We start from the raw sequence: 13,349 nt of genomic DNA, 5'->3' as shown, positions 1-13,349 counted from the left end.
GGGAGTCGGCGGCCGCCGCCTTCGATCCGCGCGGCGGGGAACAACTCGATGCCGCCGGGCCGGTGCAGCCGGTTCGGGGCGGCGGCGACACCGGCCTGCAACAGATGTTCGGCAGCGTATGGGAATGGACCGGCAGTGCCTATCGCCCCTATCCCGGATTTCGCGCCGCGCCCGGCGCGGTCGGCGAATATAATGGCAAGTTCATGAGCGGCCAGTTCGTCCTCCGCGGCGGCAGCTGCGCGACCCCGCGCGGCCATCTCCGCGCTTCCTACCGCAATTTCTTCTACCCCCACCAGCGCTGGCAGTTCACCGGCGTCCGGCTCGCAAGGGATCTTTGACCATGGGTGTTGTCCGCCAGCTTCGCCAGGTCGATGCCGACGCGGCGGGCATCGACATCGCCTTTCGCGCCGACGTTCATGCCGGCCTGTCGCAAAAGCAGAAGGCGATCCCCGCGCGCTGGTTCTACGACGCGATCGGTTCGGCGCTGTTCGAAGATATCACGGCGCTTCCCGAATATTATCCGACGCGCAGCGAAACCGACCTCTTGACGCGCCATGCCGCCGACATCGCCGCAGCGATCGGCCCCGGGCGCGCGGTCGTCGAACTGGGATCGGGCAGCTCGACCAAAACGCCGCTCCTGCTCGACGCGATCGAGCCTGCCGCCTATGTGCCCGTCGATATTTCGGGCGATTTCCTGCGCGACAGTGCCGAGGCGCTGGCGGAGCGGTTTCCGGGTCTCGCGATCTACCCTGTCGAGGCCGACTTCACCCAGCGCGTCGACCTGCCGCGCGAAATCTGCCCGCTCCCGAAACTCGGCTTCTTTCCGGGCTCGACGATCGGCAACATGGTCGCGCGCACCGCGATCGACCTGCTCCGCAACTGGCGCGCCGCGCTCGGCGACGGGTCGCTGATGCTGATCGGCGTCGACCGTATCAAGGACATCGCGGTACTGGAGCACGCCTATGACGACCCGGCGGGGGTGACCGCGGCGTTCAACCTCAACCTGCTCGAGCGGATCAACCGCGAACTCGGCGGCGACATTCCGGTCGACAATTTCACCCATCGCGCGATCTGGGACGACGTCCATGCGCGGATCGAGATGCACCTTGCCGCGGCGTGCGACATGGATTTCACGATCGACGGCCGCGCCTATCATATGGCGAAGGGCGAGACGATCCACAGCGAGAACAGCCATAAATATGGCCCGCGCGATGCCAGTCTGCTGCTCCGCGCCGGCGGCTGGACCCCCGTCGCAACGTGGGACGATGCCGATCCGGCTTTTGCGCTGATCCTCGCCGAAGCGACCGAGTTCCGCTCCGCCCCCTGATGATCGCCCCCCTGCTCGCCCTTGACGCATCGTGGCGAAGCCGTAGGGGCACAGCCACGGTTTCAAGCGAAAGGGCAGGATCATGATCGTCGGCGTTATCGGAGCGGGGCAGATGGGCGCGGGGATCGCGCAGGTGTCGGCAGGCGCCGGACATGACGTACTCCTTTCGGACATTGACCTCGCGCGCGCCGAAGCGGGCAAGGCGGGCATCGCCAAGGCGCTCGGACGTCTCGTCGCCAGGGAAAAGATGACACAGGGCGACGCCGATGCGCTGCTCGGGCGTATCGCCCCGGTCGCCGATCACGGCGCCTTCGCCCCCGCCGATCTCGTCATCGAGGCGGCGACCGAGCGCGAGGAGATCAAGCGCGCGATCTTCGCGAGCGTCGGCCAGCATCTATCGGCGACCGCGATCCTCGCCAGCAACACCAGCTCGATCCCGATCACCCGGCTCGCGCAGGCGGCGCCGGATCCGGCGCGCTTCATCGGCGTCCATTTCTTCAATCCGGTGCCCGTCATGGGGCTGATCGAACTGATCCGCGGCCTCGCGACCAGCGACGCGACGCTGAAGGCGGTCGAGGCCTTCGGCCGCGGTCTCGGCAAGGAAATCGTCCACGCCAACGACGCGCCGGGCTTCATCGTCAACCGCGTGCTGATGCCGATGATCAACGAAGCGGTGTTCGCGCTTGGCGAAGGCGTCGCGACGATGCAGGACATCGATACGGGCTGCCGTCTCGGGCTCAACCATCCGATGGGCCCGATCACGCTCGCCGATTTCATCGGCCTCGATACCTGCCTCGAAATCATTCGCGTGCTCTACAGCGGCACCGGCGATCCGAAGTTCCGCCCCGCTCCCCTGCTCGTCCAATATGTCGATGCCGGCTGGGTCGGCAAAAAGGCCGGACGCGGCTTTTACGACTGGACGGGCGAGGCGCCTGTGCCAACGCGGTAACGATGGCGCCGCGCGATCTGGCACGCGCGCAGCGCGGTGTCGCCCTCGGGGTGTTTGCCGCGGTCGCATTTGCAACGCTGATCGTGACGGCGGCGTGGGTGTCGGGCGATCGCTGGCTGCCGCGGGTCGACGATCTCGCGGCACGCCTCGTGCTCGCGCTCCGGCTCGACCTTGCCGTGCTGCTCTGCCTCGCGGTGGCCATCGGAAGGGTCGCGGGCCAGCGCTTTCGATCGGCAGAGGACATCGGCGGCAGCGTGTCGCCGTCCGAAAGCGCTGCCGTTCGCCGGTCGCGCGCGATCCTCCGGAACACCCTCGAACAGGTCGTGCTCGCGGTTCCCGCGCATCTGGCCCTCGCGTCGGTGCTGCCGCCCGACCGCATGGCGATACTCGCGGCGCTGGTGGCGTTGTTCGTGGCCGGACGCATCGCTTTCGCGATCGGTTATCCTTACGGCGCGGCGGGCCGCGCCTTCGGTTTCGGCTTGACCTTCTTTCCGACCATCGGCGCGCTGGTCGCGGCGGCCGCGCTGGCGCTTTGAGGGAGCCATCGCTGGCCGATTTTTCTGGACGGCGGCAATGGCGAGGAGCAGATTTGACGCGGGTCGGGACGTTCGGGGGAGGAATCATGCGTTTGATTCTGGCGGCTGCCGTGGCAGTCCTTTTCGCCGCCGCTGCGCCGGCGCAGGCCCAGTCGGTGACCATCAGGAATCCGGCGGCGTTCGTCGCGACGTTGCAGGCGATGGGGTATGAACCGGGGCCGCTGAGCAAGGTCGATACGACCCCCGAAGTCGACATCAAGGTGGACGGGTTCGGTACGACACTGCGCCTCGTCGGCTGCACAGCGGGCGCCGACTGCAAATATATCACGCTGGTTGCATCCTACAGCGATGTCGTCGCTCCGCCGGCGAACTGGGTGCAGCAGATGAACGACGAGTTCGACCTGCTCCGTGTCGGGGTGGACAGCAAGAAGCAGCTCTATATGTTCGGCGCTTATGTCGTCGAAGGACTGCCGCGCAGCGAACTCAAGCGCATTTTCGACTTTTGGGCGGCCGATACGGCTTCGATCGGAAACGAAGCCATCGAGGGCGGTTATACTGCGAAGAAATAGATGCAGCCGAACCGGCATTTGTGCGTTGATTCCACACGTCAAATTGACGCGGCAGGAGAGGGAAAAGACGATGCGTACTACCCTGTTGATCGCTTTGGCCGCCGCGGCGTCGATCGCCCCCGTCCATTCATACGCCCAGCAGGGTGCGCCGGAAGATTCGACGATCAAGGACACCGCCAATTCGGTGACCGAGCCGTTCGACGGCAAGGAAGTGCCCGCCAAGCTTCTGGCGATCCAGGAAAGCCCCTATTCGCTTGCCGGCCTCGGGAAATGCGCCGCGATCATCCAGGAAATCGGCGAACTCAACGAGGTGCTCGGGCCCGACGTCAACGAACAGGTCGACAAGGACCGCGCGAAGAAGCGCGAGGAAACCGCAGGTCGCGTCGCCGGAACGGTGGCGGGAGGGATCATTCCCTTTCGCGGGCTGATCGGAGAAGTCACGGGTGCCAACGCCGAACGGCGGCGCTATGCGCTCGCCGTCTATGCCGGAACCGTGCGCCGCGGCTTCCTGAAAGGCGTCGGACTCGAGCGCGGTTGCAAGCCCCCCGCCCGGCCCTGATCCCTTTCGTTACATCGGCGTATAGACAACCCGGCAGCTTTCGGCGGCGCTGCGCGCTGCGGTGTTCCACGTCACATTGTTGCCGTTCCGCTGGAGGCGCGCGCCGCTCTTGTTTTCATAGACCTGACCGCCGGTCGACGGGGTCTGTTTCAGCACCAGCGAACGGCGGCCGTTGACGCGAACGATGGCGGTGCTGCCGACATAGTCGACCTTCAGCCGCGTTCCGCCATTGCAATCATAGCTGGTGCCGGTGGTGCGCGGCACCGACGAACAGCCGGCAAGAACCAGCGCCGTGCCGGCGGCCGCCAGCAACGCGATCGTCTTCGTCATCGCCATTCTCCTCAATAGCCCGAACGGACGCACAGCACGTCGGCGAGGTAGACCCGCCCGCTGACGGTTTCCATATGCTCGCGCGCCGATCCGTTCCAGCCGATCGAACGGCACCAGCTGTCGGCGGTCTGCGCCGCGCAATTGGTGGTCGCCGAACCGCGCGTACAGGCAAGTACGCGATAATTGCGCTCCGCCGGCTGGGTGTGGAATTCGGCGAAATTGCCGCGCGCAACCTGGTCGTTGGCAGGCGGATTGGGGTTCCAGCCGCCGCCGCCCGAACCAACTGGACGGATCGACTGGATGGTGAGGCCGCGCAGGACGTTGTTCAGCATCGGCGTGTCGCGGTCGACCGTCCGGCAATTGCCGCGAAACCGCGTTTTTTCGCACAATTCCCAGCGTCCGTTCGGAACGCGGACCGAATTGACCGGCCACGCGAGGCCGAGGTTGGATTTTGCCTCGCCGATGAACACCGCGGGGCCGCGGTAACCGGCGTCGCGATAGATGGTGGCTTCGGGAGGACGCTCGGGGCGATAGCGCTCGGTCTCGGCGGTCTGGGCATGGGAAGTGGCGAGGAAACCCGCCCCTATCGACACCGCAGCCGCGGCAAGGATCGACAAACGATAAGCGGTTTTCATACAACCTCCCTGTTGGCGAATGCGACCGGGATCCGTTATGTTCCCGAAGTTTACGTCATTCAGGGGCGGCTTGCAAATTCTCCCAAATGGCGCCGGCCAGCTCCCGGGCGCCGCAGCGGCAGGTCAGGGAGCCTTCGCCGGGGCGGCGGTCGTGGGCGCAGGCGCCGCCACGGGCGTCGCGGACTGCGGAGGCGGGGCCGCCAGCGGCGGCGCAATGCCCAGCATCAGCCCGGCGAGCGCCGCCGACATCAGGTTCGACAGGCTGCCCGCGAGCAGCGCCTTGAGCCCCAGCTTGGCGATCATCGGGCGCTGGTTCGGGGCGAGCCCGCCGGTCACCGCCATCTGGATCGCGATCGAGCTGAAATTGGCGAAACCGCAGAGCGCAAAGGTCGCGATCGCGACCGCCGCCATCGACATGTCGCCCTGCGCGCGGCCGAGATCGATGAACGCGACGAATTCGTTGAGCACGACCTTGCTGCCGAACAGCCCGCCAACGGTCGCGCTTTCTTCCCATGGTACGCCCATCAGCCACATCACCGGGCGGAAGATCGCGCCGATGATCGCCTGGAACGACAGGCCGTCCACGCCGAACCAGCCGCCGATGCCGGCGAGGATGCCATTGGCGAGCGCCACGAGCGCGACGAACGCCATCACCATCGCGCCGACCGCGACCGCCAGCTTGACGCCGGTCTGCGCGCCCTGCGCCGCCGCCATGATGATGTTGGCGGGTTTTTCCTCGTCATGGCTCGCCTCGGGCATCACGATCGGTTCGATGCCGATGTCCTTGGGATCGTCGGGCATCATGATCTTGGCCATCAATATGCCGCCGGGCGCCGACATGAAGCTCGCGGCCAGCAGATAGGGCAGGAGATGCGGGCCGATCATCCCGGCATAGGCGCCGAGGATCGTTCCCGCGACGCCGGCCATGCCGACGGTCATCACGGTGAACAGCTGCGGCGGGGTCAGGCCGGCGAGGTACGGCCGGATGACGAGCGGCGATTCGGACTGGCCGACAAAGATGTTCGCCGCCGCGCCGAGGCTTTCGACCTTGGTGATGCCGGTGACCTTCTGGATCGCACCGCCGACCCATTTGATGATCAGCTGCATGATGCCGAGATAATAGAGAACCGAAATGAGCGAGGCGAAGAAGATGATCACGGGCAGCGCGCCGATCGCGAACACCGCCTTGCCATAGGGTGCCTGCGTCAGCACGTCGCCGAACAGGAATCTCGTGCCTTCGTCGGCATAGCTCAGGAGGTTCGAGACGCCGTTCGACATTGCCTGGATCACCGCGCGGCCCCACGGCGTGCCGATCACGAGCACGGCGAAACCCGCCTGGAGCAGGAAAGCGGGAATGACGATGCGCGGGCGAATCCAGCGACGGTTCGACGAAAAAAGCACGGCAATCGCGAGCAATGCGACGATACCGAGCAAACCGATCAGGCGTTCCATAATTTCCGTGCGTCCCCCGCAAGTCCAATGGGCCTGTCTAGCGGGCTTTGGCGTCTGGGCAAGAGCCGCGCGGCCAGCCGTGTTTCTCGGACTTTCCAGCACCTGCAAAACCGACTATCGGGCGGCATGACCGAACCGACTTCGGCGGCGCTTCCGCGTACGCTTTCGCCCTCGCTCTTCCTTTTCTCGATCGTCTATGGCGGCATGGTCGTGCTCGCCGGGGTGCTGGGGAACAAGCAGGTCGCGCTGGGGAGCTGGCTCGCGGTCGAGGCGGGTATCTTCGCCTTCCTGATCCTCGTCGCCCTGTCGAGCGCGGTATCCGAGTTGCACGGGCAATCGGTGGCAAACCGGCTCGTGCTCTGGGGTTTTGTGCCGCTCGTCCTGTCGATCATGCTGACCGCGCTGGTGCTGGCGCTGCCGGCCTCGCCCGAAATGCAGCCCGAACGGCTCGCGGCGTTCGACATGATCCTGGGGCAAAGCCCGCGCCTGATGGCCGCGGGGATCGTGGCCTATGGCACCTCGCAATTCCTGAACGTCACGATCTTCAGCAAGCTTCGCGGACGCGAAGGCGCGGGGACGGGGGCGACATGGATCGCGATCCGCGGTGCGATCGCCAGCGCGCTCAGCCAGGTCGTCGACACGTTGCTGTTCGTGACGATTGCCTTTTACGGCGTGTTTCCGATCGCCAACCTGATGGGCGGTCAGATGCTCGCCAAGGTGACGCTGTCGGTGGTCGTCATTCCCTTCGTGATCACCGGCCTTGTCGCGCTTGGCCGTAACCTGGATGCAAAGAACGCCGGATGATGTCGATGACCGATCCCTCGAAAATGCCCGACCTCCTCGCCAAGGCCGAAACGCTGGTCGAAGCGCTGCCCTATCTGCAGCGTTATGCGGGCGAGACCTTCGTAATCAAATATGGCGGCCATGCGATGGGCGACCCCGAGGCGCAGCGCGACTTCGCCGAGGATGTCGTGCTGCTGAAGGCGGTCGGCATCAACCCGGTCGTCATTCACGGCGGCGGACCGCAGATCGGCGCGATGCTGAAGCAGCTCGGGATTGAATCGACCTTTGTCGGCGGGCTGCGCGTCACCGACGCCGCGACCGCCGAAGTCGCCGAGATGGTCCTTGCGGGCAAGATCAACAAGGAAATCGTCAGCTGGATCGCGGCGCTCGGCGGCCGCGCGGTCGGCATTTCGGGCAAGGATGCGAACCTCGTCCTCGCCGAAAAGGTCAGCCGTACCGAGCCCGACCCCAATTCGGGGATCGAGCGGCACGTCGACCTCGGCTTCGTCGGCGAGCCGGTGGCGGTCGACCCGACGATCCTCGTCAATCTGACCAACGACAATTTTATCCCGATCGTCGCGCCGGTCGCGCTCGGCACCGACGGCGCGACCTATAATATCAACGCCGACACGATGGCGGGTGCGATCGCCGGCGCGCTGGGTGCAAAACGCTTCTTCCTGCTCACCGACGTGGCGGGGGTGCTCGACAAGTCGGGTGCGCTGCTCACCGACCTCGACCGCCCGGCGATCGAGGAACTGAAACAGGACGGGACGATCACCGGCGGCATGATTCCGAAGGTCGAGACCTGCGTCGCAGCGGTCGACGCCGGGGTCGAGGCAGCGGTCATCCTCGATGGCCGCATTCCGCACGCGATGTTGCTGGAAATTTTCACCGCAAGGGGTGCGGGCACGCTCATTCACCGCTAAGAGGGCGCGAAAGCGACCCATGTCGGCCGGAGACCTCGATGTACCTGATGCTTCTTCAAATATTGTCGATCCTGCTCAATATCCTGTGGTGGATCATCATCGTCCAGGCGGTGATGTCCTGGCTGATCGCGTTCAACGTCATCAACACGCATAATGATTTCGTTCGCCAGCTCTGGCAGGTGCTCGAGAGGATTACCGAACCACTCTATCGCCCTTTCCGGCGCATCATGCCCGATTTCGGCGGGCTCGACCTGACCCCGATGCTCGTGCTGATCCTGATCATCATCCTCCAGGGACCGGTGATTTCCTATCTCTATACGCTCGGCATGAACAGCGGAGCGATCTGAGATGGCCGCGGGGGCGCATGTGATCGACGGCAAGGCTTTCGCGGCAGGTTTGCGCGAGCGGATCGCCGATGCGGTTCCGGCTTTTAAAACCGCGACAGGCCGTGCGCCGGGCCTCGCGGTCGTACTCGTCGGCGACGACCCGGCGAGTGCGGTCTATGTCGGGTCGAAGGGCAAGGCGACGATCGCTGCGGGCATGGAAAGCTTCGAACATCGCCTGCCCGCCAGCGCCTCGCAGGCCGAGGTCGAAGCCATGCTCTGTCAACTCAATGCCGACGAGGCCGTCGACGGGATCCTGCTCCAGTTGCCGCTGCCCGGTCATCTCGACGAGCAGGCGGCGGTCGCGACGATCGATCCCGACAAGGATGTCGACGGGCTGACCCCTGTCAGCGCCGGTCGCCTCGCGCTCGGCATTGCGGGCATGGTGCCGTGCACGCCCTATGGCTGCCTGCTGCTGCTGCAGGACCGGCTTGGCGACCTGTCGGGCAAGGATGCGATCGTCGTCGGCCGCTCGATCCTCGTCGGCAAGCCGATGGGGCAATTGCTGCTCGGCGCCAACTGCACCGTCACGATGGCACACAGCCGCACGAAGGATCTGCCGGGCCTCGTCCGCCGTGCCGACATCGTCGTCGCGGCGGTCGGCCGCGCCGAAATGGTGAAGGGCGACTGGATCAAGCCCGGCGCGGTCGTGATCGACGTCGGGATCAACCGCCTGCCGCCCGCCGAAGGCGCGGCGAAGGGCCGGCTCGTCGGCGATGTCGATTATGCCGAAGCGGCGATGGTCGCCGATGCGATCACGCCGGTTCCCGGCGGCGTCGGCCCGATGACCATCGCCTGCCTGCTGCGCAACACGCTCGTCGCCGCGCACCGCCGCGCGGGGCTGGCCGATCCGGAGGGTTTTTGATGCGCCTGCTGGCTCCCGTCCTTGCCCTGTCGCTGCTCGCGGGTTGCGGCGATCAGGGGGATATCCGCAACCGCCCGCTCGGGCCGAATCCCAGCGCGTTCATTGCGGCGGAAATCGGCTTCGCCCGGCTGGCGCAGGAAAAGGGCCAGTGGACCGCGTTTCGCGAAACCGCCGCGCCGGAAGCGGTGATGTTCGTGCCCCAGCGCGTGAAGGCGCGTGACTGGCTGAAGTCGCAGAAGGACCCCGCCGAAGCAGTGAAGTGGCAGCCGCATGCCGTCTATGTCAGTTGCGACGGCAATGCCGGCGTGACGACCGGTGCATGGCAGAAGGGAGCCGCGAACGGCTTTTTCACCACCGTCTGGCTGCGCGATCCCAGGAGCGGCAAGATCAACTGGATTCTCGACCATGGTGACGAACTGGGTTCGGCGCGCGAGGCACCCGAATTCATCGCATCGAAGCAGGCGGTCTGCGGTTCGCGCCCCGCCGTGCCGATCGAGGCGGGGGCAGAGGGAGATGATATGGCGGTCGGCCTGTCGCCCGACCAGACGCTCAGCTGGACATCGACCGTTCGCGCCGACAAGTCGCGCCAGGTGACGATCCGCCTGTGGGACGGCAAAGCCATGGCCACCGTCATCGACGACCGGGTCGGGGCGCCCAAACAGCCGTGATCGACCTTTTCATCTCGGCCTTCGTCACGCTGTTCGTCGTGATCGACCCGCCGGGTTGTGCGCCGATCTACGCCAGCCTGACCACCGGCGCCAGTGCGCAACAGCGGCGCTCGATGGCGATCCGCGCGACGGTAATCGCCGGGCTGATTCTCGTCTTCTTCGCGATGTTCGGCGAGGCGCTGCTCAGCTTCCTCCACATCGACCTCGACAGCTTCCGCATCGCGGGCGGGATCATGCTGTTCATCATCGCGATCGACATGGTGTTCGAAAAGCGCACCGAACGCCGCGAGCAGCGCGCCGAAAAGGTGATCGCGACCCCCGAGATCGAGGATGTGTCGGTCTTTCCGATGGCGATGCCGATGCTCGCGGGGCCGGGATCGATCGCATCGGTGATGCTGCTCGTGTCGCAGAACAACGGGCTCGACCGCGCGTTCGTGATCTTTGGCGCGCTGCTGCTCGTGCTGCTGCTGACGCTCGCCGCGCTGCTCTCGGCGGGACCGTTGATGCGTCTGATCGGCAACAAGGGTGAAGCGGTCATCACGCGCCTGCTTGGCGTGCTGCTGGCGGCACTCGCGGCGCAGTTCGTGATCGACGGGCTCAAGGCGAGCTTTCCCTCACTGGCCTGAGCGTCAGGCCGCTTCCCCGCCGAAATCATAGAAGACGCGCAGGATATTGGCGTCGGGATCGCGGGCGAAGAATTCGTAGAGCTTGTACGGCTTCGCTTCGGGATCGGTGACGATCTCCGCGCCCGCCGCGGTCCAGCGCGCGTGCAGCGCATCGATCTCGGCGCGGTTCGCGAGATTGATCCAGAGGACGAGCGGCGCGGTATTGCCGAGCCCCGAGCGATAGACCGCGTCTGCGATGAACAGGCGCGCTTCGCCTTGCGACACGCCGGCTAGCCCCAGCTGTTCGTCGGACCAGTCGACCGTGAACCCCAGCTGGTTCTGATAATAGGCGAGTGCGGCCGCAAGGTCGCGGACGGGGATTTCGGGGCAGGGCGGTGGCAGGGCCATGATCGGGTCTCCGCGGAAGGCTGACGCGATAGTAGCACGGCCGTTCGGCGAGGCCCCAAAGAAAGAGGGCGCCGCCCGCAGGCGACGCCCTTTCTGTTCCACGGGAATGGAAGCTCTTACCGCGCCGCGTTGACGTCGGCCTGCGTGACCGGTGCAATACGGATTTCGACGCGGCGGTTGCACTGATAATCGGCCTCGCTGCGTTCGGGCGTGCATTTGAGCTGTGATTCGCCATAGCCGAGCGTTGCCATGCGCGCGCGCTGGATGCCGCGGCCGGCAAGATAGTCGGCGACCGATGCGGCGCGGCGTTCGGACAGGCCCTGATTGTATGTGTCGCTGCCCGTCGAATCGGTGTGACCATAAACGTCGATATAGGTGCTCGGATATTCGGCGAGCGTCGATGCGACATTGTCGAGCGCGCTGCGGAACTGCGATTTCACCATCGCGCTGTTGAGGTCGAACGTGACGTCGCCGGGCATGTTGAGAACGAGCTGGTCGCCTTGGCGCTCGACGTCGATGCCGGTGCCCGCGGTGCGTTCGCGCAGCTTCTTTTCCTGCTGGTCCATATAATAGCCGACGCCCGCGCCGGCGACCGCGCCGATGCCTGCCCCCACGATTTCCTCGGTACGGCTGTTCTTGCCGCCGATGAGGTCGCCGAGCAGATAGCCGCCGAGCGCGCCGCCGACACCGCCGATCGCGGCCTTCGATATCTTCCGTTCGCCGGTCACCGGATCGGTGACGCAGCCGGTCAGCGCGACCGCGCCGATGGTGGTGAGAATGGTGAGCTTGATCGTCCTGCTATTCATCTTTTTGCTCCCTTATTCGGCGGTTGCTTCTGGTCCTGCATACACCGCCCGTCGTGCCGATAACATATGGCCGCCGTTCTGGTTCCCGAATCCGGCTGAACAATGACTGAGCCGCGCGTTCAGCCACGTGCCATTGTGCATCGCGGCGACTTTCGCTTATAGGGAAGAAATGACCGAAGTTGACAGGGGCCGGGCGCCGATGCGCCGTATTGCCCAATGAGCCCTTTTCCCTGGTCGGATGTTGTGATCATTCTGATCCTCATCCTTCTCAACGGCGTTTTCGCCATGTCCGAACTCGCTATCGTCTCCGCGCGCGACCCGCGGCTGCAGGCGGCGGAAAAGCGCGGCAGCCGCGGAGCGAAGATCGCGCGTCAGCTTGCCTCCGATCCGGGGCGGTTCCTTTCGACGGTGCAGGTCGGGATCACGCTGATCGGGGTGCTGACGGGCGCCTATTCGGGTGCCAGTCTCGGTCAACCCGTGGCAGAGCGCCTGCAGGCCGTGCTCGGTCTCGACGCAGAGACGGCCTTGTCGGTTGCTTTCGCCGTCGTCATCGCGCTCACGACCTATGCCTCGTTGATCGCGGGCGAACTGGTGCCCAAGCAATTCGCGCTGCGCGCGCCTGAACGGATCGCGATCATCGTCGCGCCGATGATGTACTGGCTGTCGAAAATCGGTGCGCCGCTCGTCTGGCTGCTCGACGCCAGTTCGGCGCTTGTTTTCCGCCTGCTCGGTCTCAACCGCGAATCGGAAGACCGGGTCACCGCCGAGGAACTCCACCTGATCGTCGCCGAGGCATCGAAGTCGGGGGTGATCGAGGAAAGCGAGCGCGCGATCATCTCGGGGGTCGTGCGCCTTGCCGACCGGCCGGTACGCGAGGTGATGACGCCGCGCAAGGATGTCGACTGGGTCGATATCTCGCTCGATGCGCGCGGCGTGCGCGACAAATTGCTCGAAACGCCGCACAGCCGCCTGCCGGTCGCGCGCGGATCGGTCGACGATATCGTCGGCGTCGTGCAGGCGCGCGATATCGCCGCGGCGCTGTTCCAGGGCGAGGTGCTCGATCTGGAGCAGTTGATGCGTCCGGCAAAGGTCATCCACGACCAGATCGATGCGATGGACGCGCTCGAGGCGCTCCGCGTCGCCGACGTGCCGATGCTGTTTGTCCACGATGAATACGGCCATTTCGAAGGTCTCGTCACGCCCGCCGACCTGCTCGCCGCGATCGCCGGCGAATTTGCCTCCGACCAGGATATCGGCAGCGAGCCGTTCGTCGTCGAACGCGAGGATGGCAGCCTGCTGATCGCGGGGTCGATGCCCGCCGACCAGATGGCCGAAAGGCTGGGGATCGAACTTGGCGACGATCGCGATTATGCGACCGCGGCGGGTCACGCCCTCGCCATCCTCAAGCATCTGCCAAAGGAAGGCGAACGCTTTACCGACAGGGGCTGGCGTTTCGAGATCGTCGACATGGATGGCCGCAAGATCGACAAGCTGCTCGTCACCGAGATTCGCAAGCCGAAGGATGACGACGCGGACATCTAGGCCGAA

The 13,349-nt window shown here is 65.5% G+C and carries 18 protein-coding genes; 13 read left to right on the top strand and 5 right to left on the bottom strand.

The window, feature by feature from the left end; all coding sequences use genetic code 11:
• The 6 genes from VGD20_RS11385 to VGD20_RS11360 all read left to right on the top strand — a co-directional run.
• Positions 1 to 338: SUMF1/EgtB/PvdO family nonheme iron enzyme (locus VGD20_RS11385; protein ID WP_331134557.1), on the top strand; the 338-nt coding region annotated here is incomplete at its 5' end.
• Between the two features lie 2 nt (positions 339 to 340).
• Complete coding sequence (egtD, locus tag VGD20_RS11380) at positions 341 to 1,327, top strand: L-histidine N(alpha)-methyltransferase (protein ID WP_331134556.1); 987 nt, start codon at positions 341 to 343, stop codon at positions 1,325 to 1,327.
• Positions 1,328 to 1,409: 82 nt separating this feature from the next.
• Complete coding sequence (locus tag VGD20_RS11375; RefSeq protein ID WP_331134555.1) at positions 1,410 to 2,276, top strand: 3-hydroxyacyl-CoA dehydrogenase NAD-binding domain-containing protein; 867 nt, start codon at positions 1,410 to 1,412, stop codon at positions 2,274 to 2,276.
• Positions 2,277 to 2,278: 2 nt separating this feature from the next.
• Positions 2,279 to 2,812, top strand: coding sequence for an MAPEG family protein (locus VGD20_RS11370; RefSeq protein ID WP_331134554.1), 534 nt, complete (start codon positions 2,279 to 2,281; stop codon positions 2,810 to 2,812).
• A gap of 86 nt (positions 2,813 to 2,898) precedes the next feature.
• Positions 2,899 to 3,381: a hypothetical protein gene (locus tag VGD20_RS11365; protein ID WP_331134553.1), complete on the top strand. Its 483-nt coding sequence runs from the start codon at positions 2,899 to 2,901 to the stop codon at positions 3,379 to 3,381.
• A 70-nt stretch (positions 3,382 to 3,451) separates the two neighbouring features.
• Complete coding sequence (locus VGD20_RS11360) at positions 3,452 to 3,940, top strand: hypothetical protein (RefSeq protein WP_331134552.1); 489 nt, start codon at positions 3,452 to 3,454, stop codon at positions 3,938 to 3,940.
• A gap of 9 nt (positions 3,941 to 3,949) precedes the next feature.
• On the opposite strand, the gene VGD20_RS11355 is transcribed toward VGD20_RS11360, so the two are convergent.
• From VGD20_RS11355 to VGD20_RS11345, 3 genes are all read right to left on the bottom strand, one after another.
• Entirely contained in the window at positions 3,950 to 4,270 is a 321-nt protein-coding gene (locus VGD20_RS11355) for an MliC family protein (RefSeq protein WP_331134551.1), read from the bottom strand.
• An 11-nt stretch (positions 4,271 to 4,281) separates the two neighbouring features.
• Positions 4,282 to 4,905 carry a hypothetical protein gene (locus tag VGD20_RS11350; RefSeq protein WP_331134550.1) on the bottom strand — a complete coding sequence of 208 codons (624 nt, stop codon included), beginning with the start codon at positions 4,903 to 4,905 and terminating at the stop codon, positions 4,282 to 4,284.
• Positions 4,906 to 5,028: 123 nt separating this feature from the next.
• Positions 5,029 to 6,357: a NupC/NupG family nucleoside CNT transporter gene (locus tag VGD20_RS11345; RefSeq protein ID WP_331134549.1), complete on the bottom strand. Its 1,329-nt coding sequence runs from the start codon at positions 6,355 to 6,357 to the stop codon at positions 5,029 to 5,031.
• A gap of 126 nt (positions 6,358 to 6,483) precedes the next feature.
• Between VGD20_RS11345 and VGD20_RS11340 the strand changes: the two genes are divergently transcribed.
• The 6 genes from VGD20_RS11340 to VGD20_RS11315 are packed head-to-tail and all read left to right on the top strand — an operon-like array spanning position 6,484 to position 10,608.
• Positions 6,484 to 7,161 (top strand): queuosine precursor transporter, encoded by a 678-nt coding sequence (locus VGD20_RS11340; RefSeq protein WP_331134548.1) that lies wholly within the window; start codon positions 6,484 to 6,486, stop codon positions 7,159 to 7,161.
• Positions 7,158 to 8,066 carry an acetylglutamate kinase gene (gene argB / locus VGD20_RS11335; protein ID WP_414714568.1) on the top strand — a complete coding sequence of 303 codons (909 nt, stop codon included), beginning with the start codon at positions 7,158 to 7,160 and terminating at the stop codon, positions 8,064 to 8,066. Before VGD20_RS11340 ends, argB begins: the two co-directional genes overlap by 4 nt.
• Positions 8,067 to 8,104: 38 nt before the next feature.
• Entirely contained in the window at positions 8,105 to 8,413 is a 309-nt protein-coding gene (locus VGD20_RS11330; RefSeq protein WP_331134547.1) for a YggT family protein, read from the top strand.
• A gap of 1 nt (position 8,414) precedes the next feature.
• Complete coding sequence (gene folD / locus VGD20_RS11325; protein ID WP_331134546.1) at positions 8,415 to 9,314, top strand: bifunctional methylenetetrahydrofolate dehydrogenase/methenyltetrahydrofolate cyclohydrolase FolD; 900 nt, start codon at positions 8,415 to 8,417, stop codon at positions 9,312 to 9,314.
• A complete protein-coding gene (locus VGD20_RS11320; RefSeq protein ID WP_331134545.1) occupies positions 9,314 to 9,982 on the top strand; it encodes a hypothetical protein in 669 nt (222 codons plus the stop codon). The genes folD and VGD20_RS11320 overlap by 1 nt, the downstream gene beginning before the upstream one ends.
• On the top strand, positions 9,979 to 10,608 hold the full coding sequence (locus VGD20_RS11315; protein WP_331134544.1) for a MarC family protein: 630 nt from the start codon (positions 9,979 to 9,981) through the stop codon (positions 10,606 to 10,608). The genes VGD20_RS11320 and VGD20_RS11315 overlap by 4 nt, the downstream gene beginning before the upstream one ends.
• Positions 10,609 to 10,611: 3 nt before the next feature.
• On the opposite strand, the gene VGD20_RS11310 is transcribed toward VGD20_RS11315, so the two are convergent.
• Together VGD20_RS11310 and VGD20_RS11305 are read right to left on the bottom strand one after the other, a co-directional pair.
• Complete coding sequence (locus VGD20_RS11310) at positions 10,612 to 10,995, bottom strand: VOC family protein (RefSeq protein ID WP_331134543.1); 384 nt, start codon at positions 10,993 to 10,995, stop codon at positions 10,612 to 10,614.
• A gap of 116 nt (positions 10,996 to 11,111) precedes the next feature.
• Positions 11,112 to 11,801, bottom strand: a complete 690-nt coding sequence (locus tag VGD20_RS11305) for an OmpA family protein (protein WP_331134542.1) — start codon at positions 11,799 to 11,801, stop codon at positions 11,112 to 11,114.
• A gap of 216 nt (positions 11,802 to 12,017) precedes the next feature.
• On the opposite strand from VGD20_RS11305, the gene VGD20_RS11300 reads away from it, so the two are divergent.
• Positions 12,018 to 13,343 (top strand): hemolysin family protein, encoded by a 1,326-nt coding sequence (locus VGD20_RS11300; protein WP_331134541.1) that lies wholly within the window; start codon positions 12,018 to 12,020, stop codon positions 13,341 to 13,343.
• Positions 13,344 to 13,349: the final 6 nt, after the last annotated feature.

This window comes from Sphingopyxis sp., from assembly GCF_036402335.1.
Classification (GTDB): Bacteria; Pseudomonadota; Alphaproteobacteria; order Sphingomonadales; family Sphingomonadaceae; genus Sphingopyxis.
Note: the sequence above shows the minus strand (reverse complement) of the source record. Positions and strands in the feature narration are given on the sequence as shown.

Coding starts and splice junctions, on each gene's coding strand:
- VGD20_RS11330 (WP_331134547.1), top strand. CDS start 8,105: ATGTACCTGATGCTTCTTCAAATATTGTCGATCCTGCTCAATATCCTG.
- VGD20_RS11365 (WP_331134553.1), top strand. CDS start 2,899: ATGCGTTTGATTCTGGCGGCTGCCGTGGCAGTCCTTTTCGCCGCCGCT.
- VGD20_RS11345 (WP_331134549.1), bottom strand. CDS start 6,357: ATGGAACGCCTGATCGGTTTGCTCGGTATCGTCGCATTGCTCGCGATT.
- argB (WP_414714568.1), top strand. CDS start 7,158: ATGATGTCGATGACCGATCCCTCGAAAATGCCCGACCTCCTCGCCAAG.
- VGD20_RS11360 (WP_331134552.1), top strand. CDS start 3,452: ATGCGTACTACCCTGTTGATCGCTTTGGCCGCCGCGGCGTCGATCGCC.
- egtD (WP_331134556.1), top strand. CDS start 341: ATGGGTGTTGTCCGCCAGCTTCGCCAGGTCGATGCCGACGCGGCGGGC.
- VGD20_RS11355 (WP_331134551.1), bottom strand. CDS start 4,270: ATGACGAAGACGATCGCGTTGCTGGCGGCCGCCGGCACGGCGCTGGTT.
- VGD20_RS11375 (WP_331134555.1), top strand. CDS start 1,410: ATGATCGTCGGCGTTATCGGAGCGGGGCAGATGGGCGCGGGGATCGCG.
- VGD20_RS11310 (WP_331134543.1), bottom strand. CDS start 10,995: ATGGCCCTGCCACCGCCCTGCCCCGAAATCCCCGTCCGCGACCTTGCG.
- VGD20_RS11370 (WP_331134554.1), top strand. CDS start 2,279: ATGGCGCCGCGCGATCTGGCACGCGCGCAGCGCGGTGTCGCCCTCGGG.
- VGD20_RS11305 (WP_331134542.1), bottom strand. CDS start 11,801: ATGAATAGCAGGACGATCAAGCTCACCATTCTCACCACCATCGGCGCG.
- folD (WP_331134546.1), top strand. CDS start 8,415: ATGGCCGCGGGGGCGCATGTGATCGACGGCAAGGCTTTCGCGGCAGGT.
- VGD20_RS11320 (WP_331134545.1), top strand. CDS start 9,314: ATGCGCCTGCTGGCTCCCGTCCTTGCCCTGTCGCTGCTCGCGGGTTGC.
- VGD20_RS11340 (WP_331134548.1), top strand. CDS start 6,484: ATGACCGAACCGACTTCGGCGGCGCTTCCGCGTACGCTTTCGCCCTCG.
- VGD20_RS11300 (WP_331134541.1), top strand. CDS start 12,018: ATGAGCCCTTTTCCCTGGTCGGATGTTGTGATCATTCTGATCCTCATC.
- VGD20_RS11350 (WP_331134550.1), bottom strand. CDS start 4,905: ATGAAAACCGCTTATCGTTTGTCGATCCTTGCCGCGGCTGCGGTGTCG.